Raw genomic sequence first — 18985 nt, 5'->3', positions numbered from 1 at the left:
TAGTTCTTATATGTTATTTTTTACAATATTTTTATACCCTATATATGTTGTATAGAAATATCCTGCATATACTAGAATAAACATTAAAGCCGTTATTAACGCTGAAAATCTAATATCTATTTGATTAAAATTGCTTATCTCTTTGTTAACTACAATAATGCCAACAATTGAATGAACTAATGCAAGAATTACTGGAAGGCTGAAATATATTAAGGTTTGAAGAAAGATGGTTTTATTTATCATTTTTTTATTAGCACCAATTCTCTTTAAAGCTTTATATCTTTCTATACTGTCACTAGCTTCTGATAATTGCTGAAGTGATAATACAGCCATACTTGATATCAAAAATATCATACCTAAATATAAACCAAGAAATAATTCAGAAGTTGAAGAACCCTTTTCCCTAGAATAAATGCCATCCTTTGAATAGGCATCCATATGCGGGACATCCATACTTTCGTACTTCCCACCAATCAAAGAATTATTATGAATCTCTTCATATTTTTCATTGTTTTCTTCTCTATTTTCATTAGTATACATTACATTAAGCACTGATTTATAGATTTTACTATCTAGCAAAAACTCATCATTTATTACTATAGTGCAATATTGTTCTGCCATTATAGAGGTTTCAAGATTTTCTTGTAAGGCCTCATGATTTTTAGATATATACTCCTCTCCTTCAATATTAACTTTATTGCTATGCTTTAATTTTTCATTAATTAGATGAACTAATTTGTTATAATTTGATAAGAGTAAAACCTCATTACTATTTAAATTAATTTCCTTTTCACCTTTTAGTTTTAATATTTTATTATAATCAGATATTTTTACAAAGCTTGCTTTATAACTTTTAAAAGCATCATCTTCAGTTTTAAATAAATCCTTAATTTCTACTGCTGAAGCATATTCATCATAAGTTGTATATTTTTCATTTTCACTTACTTTAAAATCAATTTTACTAAACACTTCATCTAAAGAAATATCTTTACCCTGAGGGTATATGATCACACTAGCATCAAAAGGTGTTATTTTTTCAAGGCCTGCTTCATAATTTTTCTTAAGACCTATTCCTGTAGATAATACAAGTATTGTAGTAAATAGCATTAAACATATTACTGACATTGATAAAAAATGTGTATAAAATTTGCTATTTACCTGCTTTATAACGAATATATTCAATCCCTTGAAATATACCTTCTTATTTTTATTTAAAAAATATGATATAACTCCAGATAAACTAAAAAAGAATAAAACTGTACCTATTATAGAGAGTGCTAATACTGGAGTAAACATAAGATCTCTTGAATCTATACCTATCTTTAACAAAGTTTTATATGAAAATGCTAATGACATTACACTTAATAAAAATGTTACCAAATATATATATGGATTTTTAAATTTCATTTTTTCATTTTTTCTATATGCCGAAAGTAAGTCGATTATTTTGTACTTAGAAACAACAAATACATTAAAAATCATTACAAGTAAAAACATTATTCCAAAATATAATATAGTCTTTCCAATAGCATTTATAGAAACTGTAAATCTATATTCATTCATAGAAACATCGAACAGCTTTAAGATAAGAGTAGATAAGACCTGTGATGCTGGCATTCCCAATATAAGGCCTGCAACTAAAGATATAGAGCCTACTATGAAAGTTTCTGTTACTAAAATCTTAGATATTTTTTTCTTTCCCATTCCTAAAGTCATATATATACCTAACTCTTTTTTACGTTTTTTTATTAGAAAATTATTAGCATACAATATTAAGCTTCCTAGTATTACTGATACAAACATTGAAAAATAAGACATAGTAACTGTTAGTTTTTCTATGTAATTAGCATTTGACGATTTTATATCAAAAAGTGCCTTTTGTGAATCTATTGAATTAAAGCTGTAAAATATACAAACCGCTAATATTAATGTTAAGAAGTATATAGTATAATCCTTATAACTCTTTTTTATATTGCCAAAGGCCAGCTTAAAATACATTGTTATCATCACCTCCAAGAAGTGATATAACTTCTATGATTTTATTGAAGAATTCTTTTCTTGTATCCTTACCTCTTATGAGCTCATTGAAGATTCTTCCATCCTTAATAAAAAGTATTCTATGAGCATAGCTTGCTGTAAAAGAATCGTGGGTAACCATAAGTATTGTAGTTTTCAAATTATTATTTAAAATTTCAAACCTTTCAAGAAGCAGCCTCGCTGATTTTGAGTCTAGTGCCCCTGTTGGTTCATCAGCAAGAACTAAAGATGGATTAGTTACAATTGCCCTTGCTGAAGCAACTCTTTGTTTTTGCCCACCTGACATCTCATAAGGATATTTATTAAGTACTTGTCCTATTTCTAAATGCTCTGCTACTGCTTGTATTTCTTTATCTATTTTATAGGTGTCCTCTCCCTTTATTGTTAAGGCTAAAGCAATATTCTCATAAGCTGTAAGTGTATCCAATAAATTAAAGTCCTGAAATATAAAACCTAGCTCATTTTGCCTAAACCTATCTAATTCTTTTGATTTTAACCTTGTAATGTCATTACCATTTATCAATATCTTTCCTGCAGTAACACTATCAATAGTTGATATACAATTAAGAAGGGTAGTTTTGCCACTTCCAGAAGGCCCCATTATTCCAACAAACTCTCCCTCATCTACTTTAAAGCTGATATTATCTATTGCCTTTGTTAAATTCCCTTTATTGCCATAATACTTTTCAATTTTTTCTATATCTAATATGTTTTTCATCTATAAATTCTCCCTTTTCTTTAATCCTTTAAGAATAACAACTTAAAAATTTGATGTATATTTTGTTATGTATTCTTTGTATCAGAATTGTTGTCATTTAATCTTACTGTTTTATTATTCTTTATTTATTTTATAGTTACTCATATTTTTAACTTCGCTTCACATAACTTATTGTATATGATTCTATTTCTTTCATCAATTTAACTACATTTCATTAAAATTACATTTTTGTTACATTAGTATAAAAATTCTTAATAAATGCTTTTAAGTTTGTTTTGACTATTGCTTTGGATTTTACAAAGCATTACAAAAACTTTTATTCCAAATTATCTAGTACATTCATAAAAATAAAAAAGGAATACTCGAAGCTCTTATGGCTCTATGTATTCCTTTTAATTAGCTATAATTCTATCAATATAAATCATGAAGGCCCAGTTAATGGAATTGCTCTATCAATTGCTATTGCAAATTCTTCATCCATTTGACTTGCTGTTTTTAGTCATCCTCCTAATTTTTTATCATGGTCATGTAATAATATATGCTGTCTACTGGATTACTTAATTCTGAATAAGCATTTCCGAGCTACGCTCCATAAGCATATGGTTCAAATCTTTCAATTATATCTGAATTTTCCCTCTTTGTATATTTTAATATATCACTACAATTCTCTATAAATAGGCGAGTCCAAAGATTCAAGCCGTGGAAGTGATATCCTTAATCTACGTGCTTCAGCAAGTGTATCTCGTACAAATATCACATTACTTTCAGCTTTTAGATTTTCACTCCCGCTAGCACTTCTCATTATTTCTCTTGGCAGCTTACCTTCAGCCAATGCTAATTTCATTACAAAAGCCACAAGACCTGTTGGTAAATTCACTGCAATATTTGTTAATAAACTTACCTTAGAACCTTTAGCATCCATCAATGAAATGATTTCTCTCAATATTAAAACAAAATCTTTAAAGGCATTCGCAGAATTAAATAGATTATTAAGTGAACCTACTTTTGATGCTGCAGACATCATGCTTGCATTAGTAATGAAGTGAAACCATAGCCAATTACGCATATCTTTCTTTTCAGATATACCAAAACCTGCATTTTTAAATAAACGAGCTACCATGTCATATCTAGATTTATTAGTAGTATTATCAATGAAGCCCATAAATATGTTTTTCATAAACCCACCCTCTAATGTGTTTTTATTTATAAAAGATCCACCGGCTCCCGGGAATCCCCAAACGACTTGCTCTTTTGGTATTGATCCAATTGAATTCAATGGCTCATCAATAATATTATTAAATATTAACACAGTTGAATTATTAACAAGTGGTTCTAACCAATTTATTATATTACTTAATTGATTATGATTTACACTAATCATAATCAAATCAAAATCATGATTAGATGACAGTTCTTCTATCATTTTAATTTTCCAAGATTTATTTACTAAATCACCTTTTCTATTCTTTCTACCATCTAATATCTTTAAATTCACTATATCGCCATACTGATTGATCCTTCCTGAACGCACATAAAATGTAACATCATTGCCTGCTTGTTCTAAAGCCCATCCATATTGTGTTGAAATTACTCCTCTGCCTATCATTAAAATTTTCATTATATTCCCTCCTATTGTACATGTGTTGTTTAAAATTCAAGTGTATGTTAATATAATATTTGATTACTCATAAAGCTACAACCAATAGATTTTTAACTGTGTTGTGTAAGCAACATTTTATAAAATCTGTTGTGTTCATAAAGGAGATTAAAGATAAATTATGAATGAAAAAGACCCACGAGCAGTAAGAACAAAAAATTTGATTAAAGAGTCTTTTGTCAAATTACTTGAGGAAAAAGACTTTAAATATATAACAATTAAGGATATTACAACCAAGGCAACTATAAATAGAGCAACTTTTTATGCTCATTATTTAGATAAGTATATTTTGCTAGAAGAACTTGTTATAGATTGTTTTGAAGAAATGTTACCAGCAGAAATTTTAAGTGCTACAGATTTAGATGAAGAAATTATAAAGGAACTTATTTTATTCCTTTACGAATACAATATCTCATTTTATGAAAAGCGCAAAATTGATTCCACATCTATAGCTTCTACTGTAGATAATTTATTAAAATATAAAATAGAAAATCTTATTGAAAAAATATTAACTGGTATGGTAGTTAGAGATGAGTTAGATTCTAAAGACACAAATATATTAGTCAAACTAATTTCCTCATCAGTATATAGTTGTGCTCAATATTGCTACTTTAGTAAAAATGATAAAGAATATAATATTGAAAAAACACAGGCCTTTATTATGAACGGTATAAAAGCTGTTAGCTTACACACTTTGATATAAGCTAACTTACATACTATATATTGCAAATTGACCCTGTGAATATTTTGTGTTTTATTTGAACGCTATTCACATAATACAAAAAACCACGATTACTTGTAAACAGCTATTTAAGCTTCATACAAATGATCGTGGTTTATGGTGGAGACGCAACAATTTTAATAATACTTATTAGGTGCATCTATTCTAAAGAAATCCAAATCTTTTATCTGGTCTATTTGTCTTATATCATCTAGTACCCATCTCTTCTCTGTTCTTATAAATTTCCAATATTCTTCAAAGTAATCATTTGTTGAGGATTTTTCATCTATTATCTTGTTAGTTTCCTCATTTATTGTATAATCCCTACATTTTGCCTTTATATGAACCCATATATAATCTTTATCAATTCCGCCTAAATCCTGTAGACCTATAGGTATTGCATCTATCAGAACCGTATTTTCAAGAATGTTTTTTTCTTTTGACAACTTCATTTCTTCAGTTTGAAATTTATGTTTACCATACAAATATTCGCTCATATATTCCTTTGCTAACTCTTGATTTCTTTCTCTCCATGCAATTTGTATCATATAAAAGGCATCCTTTATGTCTTTCATTAAATTGTCATAGTTCCAATGATCATCACATTTAGATAAATTCTCTATTACTGAAATACTTTTATACTTATTTTTAGTTAGCCTTACTTTTCGAACAATTATCGGTACAAAAATAATAACCAAAATTAATATTCCTATAATTATTATAATATCTATAAAATCAGGCCTTTCTGTTGATCTCATAGTTGACCAATGTCTATGAGATAAGCTACTACTATGCAATGTACTGGCATTGGATGTACTACTGTTGGATGAACCTGATCCTCCCCCTCCTGCTCTTGCAAATGCAATTGTTTGTCCACTAAATATAAAAACTATTAGTAATACCCCCAATATATTTTTAATAAAATTACCACACTTAATCTTTTTCATAATTCTCCTATAGATATACAAAAATAATTTTACCTTATATGTATTATTTTACTAAATATAAGACTAATGTTAAATAGCATTCTAAATTAATTTCATAAAAATAATAGCTACATTACTGTCCTTGAGCTTTAATCATCCTTATAATTCCATATATTATGGTAGCAAACATAATCCCTATAATTGCTACCATCATTCCACCGCCTACTCCGGTCATTTTTCCCATGGCAGTTTGTATACTTTCCCATGTAAGTATACTAAGCATATATGATATCTCAAAATCAATTAAAAGCATTAGCTGTCTTCCAACCTTATATAAAGCTTCAACATTTTTTTCCGTAACTGAAACAGGATAATTATAACACCTAGGAACTTTGGATAATACAGATAGAAGCAAATGCATACCTACACTTAATCCAATTATTCCAAATAAGCTAGTTTTCTTTCCGAAACTATCTGGAACTCCTGAGAAATTAAAATGAGTCGGAATAATTTCAGGTATACTACTCCAGCTTATTTTTAAATATATTATTACAAATACAATAGGCACTGTTGATATTAAAATTAAAGTTCTATCTTTCCATGTTAATGGAATTTTAAGTTTAGGTCTCTTTTTACTATTCAAATAATTCGCCTCATTACTCATATGATTTAGTGCTATTTATATAATTTTTTAACTTTATCACCTAAATTGCTCCAGGTAATCCTAATTCTTTAAACAGACTATTCAATCTCTTTTGTTCATTTTAAAGTTACTTATTTATAACATCTATTTACTGCTTCTAACAATCTTTGCAAGGCAACTTCAAGCACATTAGACGGACATGCTAAATTAATTCTTTCAAAGCCTCTTCCTTCATCTCCAAAAACATATCCTTCATCAAGAAAAATCATAGCTTCTGTTGTCATAAATTTTTCTAGAGCCCTATGATCTTTCTCTAAATTTCTAAAATCCAGCCATTGAAGATATGTGCCTTCTAAATTAACAACCTTAATTTCAGGTAAGTGTGTCTTCACAAAATTTTCTACAATCTTTTTATTTCTATCTAAAACCTGAATTAATTCATCAAGCCATTCTTCACATTCATTATAAGCAATTTCACATGCCTTATAACCAAATATATTAAGCCCTGAATTTCCAGAAGCAGTTCTCTTTTCACTTGCTATTTTATCTTTTATTATTTTATTTGGAACAAGGATATTAGAAGTTTGAAGTCCTGCTAAATTGAAAGTTTTACTTGGTGCAGTGCATATAACTGAATTGTTTGCAAATTCCTCTGAAATACTTGCAAAAACTGTGTGCTTAAAGCCAGGCATTATTAAATCAAAGTGAATTTCATCAGATACTATGAGCACATTATTATCTATGCATATCTTCCCTATCTTTATTAATTCCTCTTCACTCCAGACACGTCCAACTGGATTGTGTGGATTACATAAAATCATCAATTTGGTGCTTTCTAATTTTGCTTTTTTTTCTAGATCTTCGAAATCTATCTCATAATGATCCTCGCAAAGCATTAACTGACTTTTTACCACCTTTCTTTTATTATCCTCAATTGCCTTATAAAATGGATAATATACCGGTGTCATAATAAGCACACCATCTTCCTCTTTTGTAAGTGCCCTAACTATTGTATATAGTGCTGGAACTACTCCAGAAAATTCTACAATCCATTCCTTTTTTATTTTCCAATCATGCCTCTTTTCCATCCAGTTGCATACTGCTTTATAATACTTATCTGTAGCCTGAGTATATCCCAAAATACTTAAATCCAAATATTTCTTTAATCCATCTATAATTTCTGGTGGATTTTTAAATTCCATATCTGCAACTGAAAAGGGCACTATATCATCAGCAACCTTCTCATTAATCCTGCTCATCAAATTCCACTTAATAGCTCCTGCATCTTTTCTGCTTACTAAAGTTTCAAAATCATATCTCATTTATTAACCTCCTCGTATTATGGAGCCAATCTTGTTCTATCTCTTGGTATTAAACTGGCTTCTCTAACATTTTCTAATCCTAAAAGTTTAGCTGTTATTCTCTCAAGTCCTATAGCTAGCCCTCCATGTGGCGGCATTCCATACTTAAAGTTTGAAGTATAGCTTATATAATTCTCAGGATTCAATCCCTTATATTTTATATTTTCTATTAGCATATCATATTCATGTATCCTTTGACCACCCGTTGTAATTTCAATTCCTCTAAATAGTAAATCAAAACTATGAGTTTCATCCTCACCACAAGGCATTGTATACATTGGTCTTTTCTTTCTTGGATAATTAGTTAAAAATATAAAATCACTGTTATAATTTTCTTTTGCATACTTACAAATTAATTTTTCTCCTTCTGGGTCAATATCTCCATCTAAGCCTGTTTTACCATATTGTTTTTCTAATACTTCAATGGCATCACTAAATTTCATCCTTGGTATTTTTGTTTCAATTTGAGGAACTTCAGCATTTAAAATATCTAAATATTTTTTCCCCTCGTCTAATACTCTTTGCAATATGAATTTTAATAAGTTCTCTTCCAAATTCATCAAATCTTCTTCATTTTCAATAAATCCCATTTCTAAATCCATACTTATATATTCATTTAAATGCCTATTGGTATTATGCTCTTCTGCCCTATAAACATGCCCTATTTCATAAACTCTCTCAAAACCTGCTCCAACCATCATCTGCTTATAAACTTGAGGACTTTGTGCCAAGTATGCTCGTCTTTCAAAATACTCAACCTTAAATAATTCTGTTCCTCCCTCTGCTCCTTCCTTTACAAGCTTTGGAGTAGATATTTCTGTAAAATCTTCATTATTTAAAAATTCTCTAAACCCTTGGGTTATTATATTCTGTACTTTAAATATTGAATTAACTTTAGCATGCCTTAAACTGAGCATTCTATTATTTAGCATCGTATCTAAGTTAACATCAAGGTTTTTATTATTTATTTCAATTGGTAATTCACTTAAAGCGCTGTTAATAACCTCTAATTCTTCAGTATACACCTCAAACATATTAAATTTGTTTTCATTTTCATTGATGATTCCAATAATTCTTATTACACTTTCCAGCCTGATTTCATTTATTTTAAATTTATCATTATCAATTACACATTGCACTAATCCGCTTCTATCTCTCATTATAATGAATGTTATTGATTTTAATCTTTTTATTCGATACACCCAGCCTTTAATTTCTACTTTTTTATTTATATAATTCTTTAATTCATTTATCATTATTCTTTTCATACATAATTTCTCCTTTATAATACTACTAATTCAAAAAGCCCCTTGAGTCAGCTAAACTCAAGGGGCAAAAATTATTTTCGCGGTACCACCCTTTTTGACTTATTATTAAACCTAGAATTTGTGAAGAATAAAATTAAATGGGCCCATTTATTAAAAAAAGCTCCCACTTCATTTTATAGAAGTGAAAGCTATATCTTCACGGTGCCATTCTACTTTGACAAAGGTATAATACTAAGTCATCTTTAACCTTTTAACGGAGGAGTCCGGCTTATCCTACTAAAATTTCTTTTTCATATTTTAATAAATTTCAGATAAGCTTCTTCAGGATGTCTTCAATATAAATTTTCTCATAGAGCTCCCACCAGCCTCTACTCGCTTAAGATACTAATATTATATTTACTCTTCCTTTCATAGAAGTTAAAAATTTCTTTTTTTATATACTACTCTTTATAAAATTAATTGTCAATACATTATATAAATTATCATTATATGTTCATTTAAATACACAAATCAAATGCAGATACGTGGTTTAGCTTAATATTTTTTTATAAGTATCTACGATACTATTATATTTAAGACAATTTTTATGCTAAAATATATAAAAGAAACTAAGGAGATTTATTATGATACTTAATTCTATACATCATATTGCAATTATTGCTTCAAATTATGAATTATCAAAGAATTTCTATGTGAATATATTAGGCTTTCAAATTATTCGTGAAAATTATAGAAAAGATAGAGATTCATATAAGTTAGATTTAAAAATAGGCGACAGTGAAATCGAACTTTTTTCAATGCCTAAAGCCCCTAAAAGACCTTCATATCCAGAGGCTTGCGGATTAAGACACCTTGCTTTCCATGTAGAAAACATTGACCATATAATTGAAGAGTTAAATGCCAATGGGATTGAAACAGAGCCAATTAGAATAGATGAATATACTGGTCAAAAATTCACTTTTTTTAGCGATCCTGATGGATTACCATTGGAATTGCATGAATAGCATATTATCATTATATTTATAATAAGTTAAAGAAATAAGAAAAATAATGATAGGAACTAAATCAATTTTTGGTTCTATGTTTATACATTAACTAAAAATTCATATGAATATAAAACTATACTAAATATAATAGGGATGATAGTAAAATCATCCCTATTATGATTATAAGTATTTTATTACATTGCTTTGCCTGGCATTATTGCATCTATTATACCAATAGCTAAGGCTGCCAAGATTGCTCCAATTATAGATACGCTCATAGTTGGAACAAAAAATTGTGCTACATACAGTATAATAGCAGCTATAACAAATCCCTTTATACCTCTTCCAAATGGAGATGCATCAACTCCCATGAAAGCCTCTACTAAATAATCTAATATACTAATTACAAGTGCTGCTATTAAATATGACCACATACCAGAAATACTAAATCCTGGTGTAAAGAATGATACTATTGCTAAAATTACTGCTGTTAGAACTAATCTTCCTATCCAGCTCCAGATACTTTTACTATTAAAATTTTGTTTTGTAGAATGGTCCTTATCATGTACCATAATTAAATACCTCCTTAAATTAGAAATAACTTTTTCTTGGGTACACATATATTGTGCCCCGATAATAAAAATATATGATATTTTTAATTTAATTTAATTTGACATATTGAAATGGTACATAACTTTAATTTCACTTGCAAAAAATACATATGTAATAATTTATATACTTTTAAGCTTTAACTTTCTTTATATTTAGTCTGGCTTTCTCGAATTTAATAAAGTAATACTTAGTATCTCCGGCATATTAAATATTCTTATTAACGGTTTACTATGTCCAATTCCTCTGCTGACAATCATCTTTTTATTATTGTCTTCGTATATGCCACTGCTATATTTAGGGAAAAATTTTCTTTCAGGAGAAAGCAATGCTCCTAAAAAAGGTAATCTAATCATTCCTCCGTGAACATGCCCAGACAAAATTAAATTTACATTATATTTTATATACTTTTCGAAATATAATGGATTATGCGCAAGTAATATATTATATTCCTCTTCCTTACATCTCTCTAGCACTGGAGCAATTACCTCATCCAAATCTACTAATGGCTTATTTCTTATTTTATAAAACTTAAGAGGAACATCAATTCCATAAATATTTAAATTATCTTTCTTCCGTCTTAGAACTATTTTTTCATTTTTTAATATTTTAATACCTAATTTATTTAATCTATCTAGAATTAGCTTTAAGTCACTTTTTGCTAAACGCTGTTCATGATTTCCTACAATATAATATATCTTATATTTTTTGCTCAATACTTGTGCTAATTCCAAAAATCTATCAAATTTTTTGTCATACTTATTAACCATGTCTCCTGTCATAACAATAATATCAGGCTTTTGATCTTCAACTTTTTTAACAATTTTATTTGTGTTTCCAATAAATGAATGACTATGAAAGTCTGATAAATGAACTATTTTAAAATTATTAAATTCTTTTGGTATTTTATCACTTTTAATTTCATATTTAGATACTCTTATTAGTTTGTTATCTAAATACACTCCTACTGCTAATAAAAATAATGCCGCTAATACTGTTAGTCTTTCAATCATTTATTTTTCTTACCTTTCTTAAAATAATAAATATATTTTACCACAAAATAAGAGCTTACTTTATGTAAACTCTTAAAATCACATTTACATTTATATATTTTTTTATTCCCGCCAGCTTTTATCTTTGCCTCCTCTTTATCAAATTTACACTTATACCCTTTAAACCTGCATGTTTCCTATAAATATTTATCTATTTTTATAGGAAAATTCTTTCATATGAAGATATTTTTCTTTGTACATATATTCATAGCTAAATATATTAATATAAACAAATTTACATAGAAATATTCAAACATATTTTTATAGCTTTATATGAAGTAATAGAAGCGGAGGCAGACTATAACTTAATCTGCCTTTATAATTTTTATATCTATAAAATAACTCTTATTCTTTAAAAGTAAAACCTTAATTTTCAAATCTCATGTCTAAGATCATCAATTAGATTATCAAAACTCCTTGCTATATTATTTATTAGTTCAATTTCATTCCCATTAAAAAATTTCATCTTTTTTATTATTTCATGTCCAAAACTTTCAATATTGTTCATACTGGCTGAAAAAATTTCTTTAGATCCTTCTTCCTCTATATCAATAAGATCATTCCAAAATAATAATGGTAAGATCAGAATTTCCAATATAGGATATGCTATACTGAAAATGTCTAATATTTTCATATCGTTATCATAATAAAACAATGTTAAAACTTCTCCTGCTACCTTCAGTGGATCGTCTTTGTTTTCTTTTTTACATAAAATCAATTCAACTACACTTATGATTTTATTAGTAACAAAACTTTTTACATCTCCTGGTAGGTCAGTTATTACAGCTTCTGAAAATTTATTAATTATTTTTGAAAATTTTGCTTCATTAGTTTCTTTTCTTAATTTTCCATTACCATCTAAAAGTATATTAATCTTATGATAATCAAATGGATTAAGTTGAATTTCTGTTTCAATATAATGTTTTTCCCCTGCAATTGAATTAAACAAACAGCTTACATAATCATATTTTGCATTTATAGCTGTTATTTTAAACTTATTCCTATTTATATCCGCCTCATACATCTTTATAAATTCATTAGAAAATCCTTGTCCGTTAACAGATACACATTCACTTACCTTAGGAGACAATATAGCTGCATATTGAGCCTTATTACCTCCCTTTGAATGCCCAGTGATAGTTATATTGTTACATTTAAGTCCATTTATATAATTTAAGGCATCAATTTGCTCCTGTGTTTCATTTTCATATGCTCCCATTCCATTATCCTTCCACTCACTTTTCGATACCGTTCCCTTGAATACAACTGTACTATTACTTTCATCATCTATAAAGCATGCATATTTAACTCCATTTTCATCTCGGCTAATATCTTTTATTTTTAATTTTCCAAGATTAGGCTTCTTTATAATTTGCTTAAATATTTCTATACGTTCACTTTTCTCCAGCTGTATTGAACAATCTCCCATTATTTTAATATTTTCAGGAAAATTCTCAGCATTCATTAAATCATATATTATATTTATAAGAAATTCATCCTCCCCAGAACTCCAATCTAAATATATAAAACTATCTAAAAGTATTAATTCATCATAACTTAACTTCCCCACTCTTCCTCCATATTATATATATTATATATATTAATAGTATTTACACTACCAAGATATTCAATTTCACAAAAAAAGCTAATATATTTAATTTAACTTACCAATTGTAAAATGATTGCATTTCATTATCAATTGATAGTATGTACTAACTCTATTTTTCATTGACTTTCACTATTTTTAGGTATATTATAATGTTAATTTGTTTTATCAACTGATAAAGCTTTAATTGAGTTTGGAGGTATTTTATATGAATTCAAAAGTTAAAGTTGCTAGATTGTCATTGCTTTCAAATAGCACTTTAATAATTCTCAAATTGATTGTCGGACTCACGACTGGTTCAGTAAGCATAATATCAGAAGCTATACATTCAACTATGGATTTACTAGCTGCTATAATAGCTTTCTTTTCTGTAAAGATATCTGATAGGCCAGCTGATGATATACATCCCTACGGTCATGGGAAAGTTGAGAATATTTCAGGGGTAATTGAGGCACTTCTCATACTGGCCGCTTCAATTTGGATAATAATTGAAGCAATAAGAAAAATAATTAATCCTGGTGAAATGGAGTCTGTAGGCTTTGGATTTATTGTCATGTTCATTTCTTCTGGTATAAATTATATTGTATCAAGAGAATTATACAAAGTTGCTAAACAAGAAGATTCTATAGCATTGGAAGCTGACGCGCTACATTTAAAAACAGATGTTTATACGTCACTTGGCGTTGGAATTGGATTACTCCTTATATGGATAACCAAATTAAATTATCTAGACCCTATTGTTGCAATTTCAGTTGCAATCTTTATATTAAAAGAAGCTGTTGAATTATTAATCTCTGCATTCAATCCGCTCTTAGATGTAAAGCTATCTAACGATGAAATTGAAATTATAAAGAATAGCATAAACAAATTTTCTGCAGTGTTTTGTAATTATCATGATTTTAAAACAAGAAAATCTGGGCGAATTAGATATGTAGATTTGCATCTTGTATTTCCGGAAAATATGACAATTAAAGATGCTCATGATATATGTGATAAAATTGAAAATGACATAGAAAAATCATTAGCTCATACTGAAATTATGATTCACTTAGAGTCATCGGAAAGTAATTCCAATTGTAATCAATGCAATAAGAAGTGTAAATAAAAAAACAAATAAAAATTATGTAAAATAGCCTGCAAATTCTCATCTCATAAGAATCTGCAGGCTATTATTATATTGAAAAAATTTTTTCACGAAATCATTTATTCGAAAATATTATGCAAATAATTTCATTATATATATAATTAATGCTGAAAGGGTTGCTGTAATTGGAATAGTCAAAATCCAAGCCCAAACTATATTTTGAGCAACTCCCCATTTTACTGATTTAAATCTTTTTGATGCTCCAACTCCCATAACTGTTGTTGAAATTATATGGGTTGTACTAACTGGCGCATGGAAAAATGTTGCTAAGAATATAACCGCAGCACCACCAGTTTGAGCTGCAAAACCATTTACTGGTGTTAACTTAGCCATTCCGCTTCCCATAGTTTTAATTATTTTCTTTCCTCCACTTGCTGTTCCAAGAGCCATAGCTATAGCACAACATGCTATAACCCATATGGGAACATCAAATGTACTTATAACTCCACCACTAAGTAATGCCATAGTTATAAGTCCCATAGATTTTTGTGCATCATTACCACCATGATTTAATGCCATAAACGCTCCTGCAAGAATTTGAAGTTTTAAAAATACTTTATTTATTATACCAGGCTTAAATGGTCTTAAAATCCAATTTAACGCTATCATCAAGAAATATCCTACTGTAAATCCTATTATAGGCGCTATAAATATCCATATTATTACCTCATTAAATAGATTATTCCACTTAACCACATTAAAGCTGCAATTATATGCTATTCCTCCACCAACTAGTGCACCAATTAATGCATGTGAAGAACTACTTGGAATACCAAAATACCATGTAATTATGTTCCATATTATTGCCGATATTAATACTCCTAATATAACCCATTGAGGCATATCATTGTGGCTCACAATACTTTCACCTACAGTTTTTGCAACTGCAGTTCCTGAAAATGCTCCAATAAAATTAAATATAGCGCATATAATTATTGCAGTTTTTGGTTTAAGAGCTCTAGTAGTTATTGAAGTAGCTACTGCAGTTGCCGTATCATGAAATCCATTAATAAAGTCAAATATCAATGTCATTATTACTATTAATATTGTTATAGTCATAGTACTAAGCATTCTTTATGACAACTCCCTCTACAATATTTGCAATCTTTTCACATTTATCTATAGTATTCTCTAATAATTGATATACTTCTTTCCATTTAATTATTTCTATTGGATCTTTTTCATTTCTAAATAATTCTCCAACTGTTTTTCTAAAAATTCGGTCTGCTTCACTCTCAAGCTTGTTTATAGTTATAACCTTCTCAAGAATATTATTTTTGCTTCCGATTAAGTGAAGTTCACCCATTAATCCCACAATATCTTTTGTGCATTTTATTAGCAAATCTGCTAAAAGCTTAGAACCTTCTGTACCTTCTGTAATGTTAAACATTACAAATCTATGTACAGTTGAATTTATTAAATCCAATATATCGTCTAATCTTTTAATTAGCTTGTATATATCTTCTCTATCAAATGGAGTTATAAAAGACTCATTTAATTGTTTAACTACAGTACCAACTAATTTATCTCCTATATGCTCCAATTCTTCAATTCTAACAGCATCATTTTCAATATTAGATAATGAATCTAGACTGCTCCTTAAAGTTTCTGCAGCTGCATCGACATTCTTAGCTGCATCAATAAACATCTTGTAGAATTTATCTTCTTTTGGATTTAAATTAAACATTATTATCACATCTCCCTATAAAATATAACCTTCGACAAATTATTAGTTAACACAATCCTGTACTAGTATATTCTATTTTAATAAAAATTTAAACTATTTTTAATAAAACTTAACCTAAATTTAATATTGCATCCTTTTCATTATAATATATTTCTTACCTATTTTTCCACATAAGTTATTTTATTGTTTTAGGAAATAATATTTTACGTTATTTAATTCCAATAAAGTTAATTAGTTTTTAAAATAACAATATCTTAACATACAATCTTTATTATTTTATAACTAAAAAATATCATTTAGAATAAATAGGTAGTTTTTCATACTTTATTATAATAAAATCCTAAAAATATTATATTTATTCTCAAAAATATAAGGGTTATCTCAAATTAAAATGCTTTCCTGAGATAACCCTTTTCCTTTAAATTCTAAACCTTAAACCTAATCATTACTCTTTTTGATTCTAGGGAAATATCTAGTATGAAGTAATTCATGTGCCTTATTACTTAATGGATGATCTAAATATTTCTCATAAATTGCAATAACTTCAGGATTTTCATTAGATCTTCTAAGAGTTTTAGATCTATCTATATTATTTAATCCCTCTGCTCTTTTTTCTAAAACTTCCTGCTTGTTTTTTCTTATTTTAGGCTGTCCACCACCACCGATGCAGCCACCGATGCAAGCCATTATTTCTATAGCATGGAAGAATTCCTCACCTGATCTTATTTTATCTAACATCTTAGCAGCTTCTTTAAGACCATGAGCCACACCAATTCTAAGCTTTATATCATCAACTTCAAGTTCACATATTCTAAAACCATCCCAGCCTCGAAGCTGTTCAAATTCTATATTATCTATTCTCTTTTTAGTTATATTTTCAAGAGCGGTTCTTGTAGCAGCTTCTATAACTCCACCTGTTCTACCAAAGATAATTCCAGCTCCAGTATACTCACCCATTACTGTATCTATCTCTTCATCTTCAAGATTTTTCAAATCTATTCCTGAATTCTCAAATATTTTTATAAGTTCTCTTGTTGTAATAACATAATCAACATCATAATTCATATCAACAGAGAATTCTGGTCTTGATGCTTCATATTTTTTTGCTATACAAGGCATAATTGCAACGGATGTTACCTCATCTCTTGAAAGTCCCTTTTCTTTTGCCCATATTTCTTTAGCAACTATGGCAAACATCTCCATAGGAGATTTTGCTGAAGAAGGAACCTCAAGCATATCTGCATAATTTTGTTCTATAAATTTAATCCACGATGGGCAACATGAAGTTAAGATTGGAAGTTTAACACTCTCATCCCCAGCTAAATGTCTTTCTAATCTGTCTTGAAGCTCTGCCGCTTCTTCCATTATAGTTAAATCAGCACCCCAAGCAGTATCAAATACATAATTTACGCCTAATTTTCTAAGACCTGCTGCTATTTTCTTTTCTACATTGTCTCCTGGTTCAAATCCAAAAGCCTCACCTATAGCAACTCTAACAGCTGGTGCCATTTGAGTTATTACTACTTTATTAGGTGTAGCTAAATCTCTAAGAAATAAAAGTGTATTATCACCAACACTTATAGCATCAACAGGACATGCAGATACACATGCACCACAGTGAGTACATCTATTATAATCTATTACATGTCTCTTCTTTAATTCTCCATCTATGCAGTCAACTGGACATGCTCTTTTACATGCTCCGCAACCAATACATTTACTTGTAATATTTAACTTAACCAAATGACTGCATTGTGATGTATAACATTTCTTTTCTTCTATGTGTTCTTCAATTTCATCATAAAATTTATCAATTATTTCTTCCATTATATTATGTTTTTGATTCATTTTGCTTTTTACTGTTACTGCAAGATTTCTTAAAATATAGATCTCACGCATATCAGATACGCCTTTACTAATTCTATCTAAAATATTAAACATTTCAGTTATATCTTCTTTAACTATTTCATAATTTTTATAAGAGCCATCTTTTATTTTTGCAAGAAGATATTGAATATAAAATTTTTCAAATTGAATTATACAATCTTCTTGGGATAAAATAATTATAGTTCTTGCAATATTTTCAGAAAATAATCCGAAGTCGAACTCTTCATCTAAACTATCTTCTGTTAAAAAACCACCAAAAGGAAGTCCTATTTGAGCTGCCTTAAAACTGCTTTTATTTATAAGTCCCCCGCAGAATTCTATTATATCATTAAGTGTAGCCCCTTCTGAAACCTCTATAATTCCAGGATTATTAACTTTTCCGCATATAGCTATTTTTCTGCCACCGCTTAGTTCTTTTAATTCATCATCACTAAAAACAGTAAAAACTGATCCTAATGAACTTTGTATAAATGCTGTTTTTTTATCTTCCATAATACTACTCCTTATCTCTTATGAGTTGTTTTTCCATTCATTATATATTACGCATAAATCAACACTTGTTTGGTATACATTCAAATATTCCAAGTATGTTACCTTAGCATAATAACATAAAGAATCCTTATATATTATATAACAGTTTAAATAAAATTTCCTTAACAAAATGACAATATCGAATAAAAAAT

General features: G+C 28.5%; 16 protein-coding genes and 1 other annotated feature. Of the genes, 3 read left to right on the top strand and 13 right to left on the bottom strand.

Annotated elements, in window-relative coordinates; translation table 11 throughout:
* Positions 1–6 precede the first annotated feature (6 nt).
* The 3 genes from CLOBL_RS00785 to CLOBL_RS00775 form a co-directional block, all read right to left on the bottom strand.
* Positions 7–1998, bottom strand: coding sequence for an ABC transporter permease (locus tag CLOBL_RS00785; RefSeq protein ID WP_077857249.1), 1992 nt, complete (start codon positions 1996–1998; stop codon positions 7–9).
* Positions 1988–2755 carry an ABC transporter ATP-binding protein gene (locus CLOBL_RS00780; RefSeq protein WP_077857248.1) on the bottom strand — a complete coding sequence of 256 codons (768 nt, stop codon included), beginning with the start codon at positions 2753–2755 and terminating at the stop codon, positions 1988–1990. Before CLOBL_RS00780 ends, CLOBL_RS00785 begins: the two co-directional genes overlap by 11 nt.
* Positions 2756–3413: 658 nt before the next feature.
* Complete coding sequence (locus CLOBL_RS00775; RefSeq protein WP_077857247.1) at positions 3414–4373, bottom strand: 2-dehydropantoate 2-reductase N-terminal domain-containing protein; 960 nt, start codon at positions 4371–4373, stop codon at positions 3414–3416.
* A gap of 160 nt (positions 4374–4533) precedes the next feature.
* Between CLOBL_RS00775 and CLOBL_RS00770 the strand changes: the two genes are divergently transcribed.
* Positions 4534–5115, top strand: coding sequence for a TetR/AcrR family transcriptional regulator (locus tag CLOBL_RS00770; RefSeq protein ID WP_077857246.1), 582 nt, complete (start codon positions 4534–4536; stop codon positions 5113–5115).
* Between the two features lie 155 nt (positions 5116–5270).
* Here the strand turns inward: CLOBL_RS00770 and CLOBL_RS00765 are convergent, their stop codons facing one another.
* From CLOBL_RS00765 to aspS, 4 genes are all read right to left on the bottom strand, one after another.
* Entirely contained in the window at positions 5271–6080 is an 810-nt protein-coding gene (locus tag CLOBL_RS00765; RefSeq protein ID WP_077857245.1) for a Tim44-like domain-containing protein, read from the bottom strand.
* A gap of 112 nt (positions 6081–6192) precedes the next feature.
* Positions 6193–6702, bottom strand: a complete 510-nt coding sequence (locus tag CLOBL_RS00760) for a DUF1648 domain-containing protein (protein WP_077857244.1) — start codon at positions 6700–6702, stop codon at positions 6193–6195.
* 131 nt (positions 6703–6833) lie between these two features.
* Positions 6834–8024, bottom strand: coding sequence for a MalY/PatB family protein (locus CLOBL_RS00755; RefSeq protein ID WP_077857243.1), 1191 nt, complete (start codon positions 8022–8024; stop codon positions 6834–6836).
* A 17-nt stretch (positions 8025–8041) separates the two neighbouring features.
* Positions 8042–9331: an aspartate--tRNA(Asn) ligase gene (gene aspS / locus CLOBL_RS00750; protein WP_077857242.1), complete on the bottom strand. Its 1290-nt coding sequence runs from the start codon at positions 9329–9331 to the stop codon at positions 8042–8044.
* A gap of 57 nt (positions 9332–9388) precedes the next feature.
* Positions 9389–9752 (bottom strand) — a binding site (T-box leader).
* Positions 9753–9954: 202 nt separating this feature from the next.
* Between aspS and CLOBL_RS00745 the strand changes: the two genes are divergently transcribed.
* On the top strand, positions 9955–10335 hold the full coding sequence (locus CLOBL_RS00745; RefSeq protein ID WP_077857241.1) for a VOC family protein: 381 nt from the start codon (positions 9955–9957) through the stop codon (positions 10333–10335).
* Positions 10336–10511: 176 nt separating this feature from the next.
* Here CLOBL_RS00745 and CLOBL_RS00740 read toward each other — a convergent pair whose 3' ends face one another.
* The 3 genes from CLOBL_RS00740 to CLOBL_RS00730 all read right to left on the bottom strand — a co-directional run bounded on the left by CLOBL_RS00740 (position 10512) and on the right by CLOBL_RS00730 (position 13548).
* A complete protein-coding gene (locus CLOBL_RS00740; protein WP_009170895.1) occupies positions 10512–10889 on the bottom strand; it encodes a phage holin family protein in 378 nt (125 codons plus the stop codon).
* Positions 10890–11081: 192 nt separating this feature from the next.
* Complete coding sequence (locus tag CLOBL_RS00735; RefSeq protein WP_077857240.1) at positions 11082–11939, bottom strand: metallophosphoesterase; 858 nt, start codon at positions 11937–11939, stop codon at positions 11082–11084.
* A gap of 412 nt (positions 11940–12351) precedes the next feature.
* A complete protein-coding gene (locus CLOBL_RS00730) occupies positions 12352–13548 on the bottom strand; it encodes an Mbeg1-like protein (protein WP_077857239.1) in 1197 nt (398 codons plus the stop codon).
* A 244-nt stretch (positions 13549–13792) separates the two neighbouring features.
* On the opposite strand from CLOBL_RS00730, the gene CLOBL_RS00725 reads away from it, so the two are divergent.
* A complete protein-coding gene (locus CLOBL_RS00725; RefSeq protein WP_077857238.1) occupies positions 13793–14689 on the top strand; it encodes a cation diffusion facilitator family transporter in 897 nt (298 codons plus the stop codon).
* 111 nt (positions 14690–14800) lie between these two features.
* Here the strand turns inward: CLOBL_RS00725 and CLOBL_RS00720 are convergent, their stop codons facing one another.
* From CLOBL_RS00720 to CLOBL_RS00710, 3 genes are all read right to left on the bottom strand, one after another.
* Entirely contained in the window at positions 14801–15799 is a 999-nt protein-coding gene (locus CLOBL_RS00720) for an inorganic phosphate transporter (protein WP_077857237.1), read from the bottom strand.
* Complete coding sequence (locus CLOBL_RS00715; RefSeq protein ID WP_009170900.1) at positions 15792–16415, bottom strand: DUF47 family protein; 624 nt, start codon at positions 16413–16415, stop codon at positions 15792–15794. The genes CLOBL_RS00720 and CLOBL_RS00715 overlap by 8 nt, the downstream gene beginning before the upstream one ends.
* A gap of 438 nt (positions 16416–16853) precedes the next feature.
* Entirely contained in the window at positions 16854–18794 is a 1941-nt protein-coding gene (locus CLOBL_RS00710) for a [FeFe] hydrogenase, group A (protein ID WP_077857236.1), read from the bottom strand.
* Positions 18795–18985: the final 191 nt, after the last annotated feature.

This window comes from Clostridium sp. BL-8 (genome assembly GCF_002006495.1).
Taxonomy (GTDB): domain Bacteria; phylum Bacillota; class Clostridia; order Clostridiales; family Clostridiaceae; genus Clostridium.
This window is presented reverse-complemented; position numbering and strand designations above follow the sequence as displayed.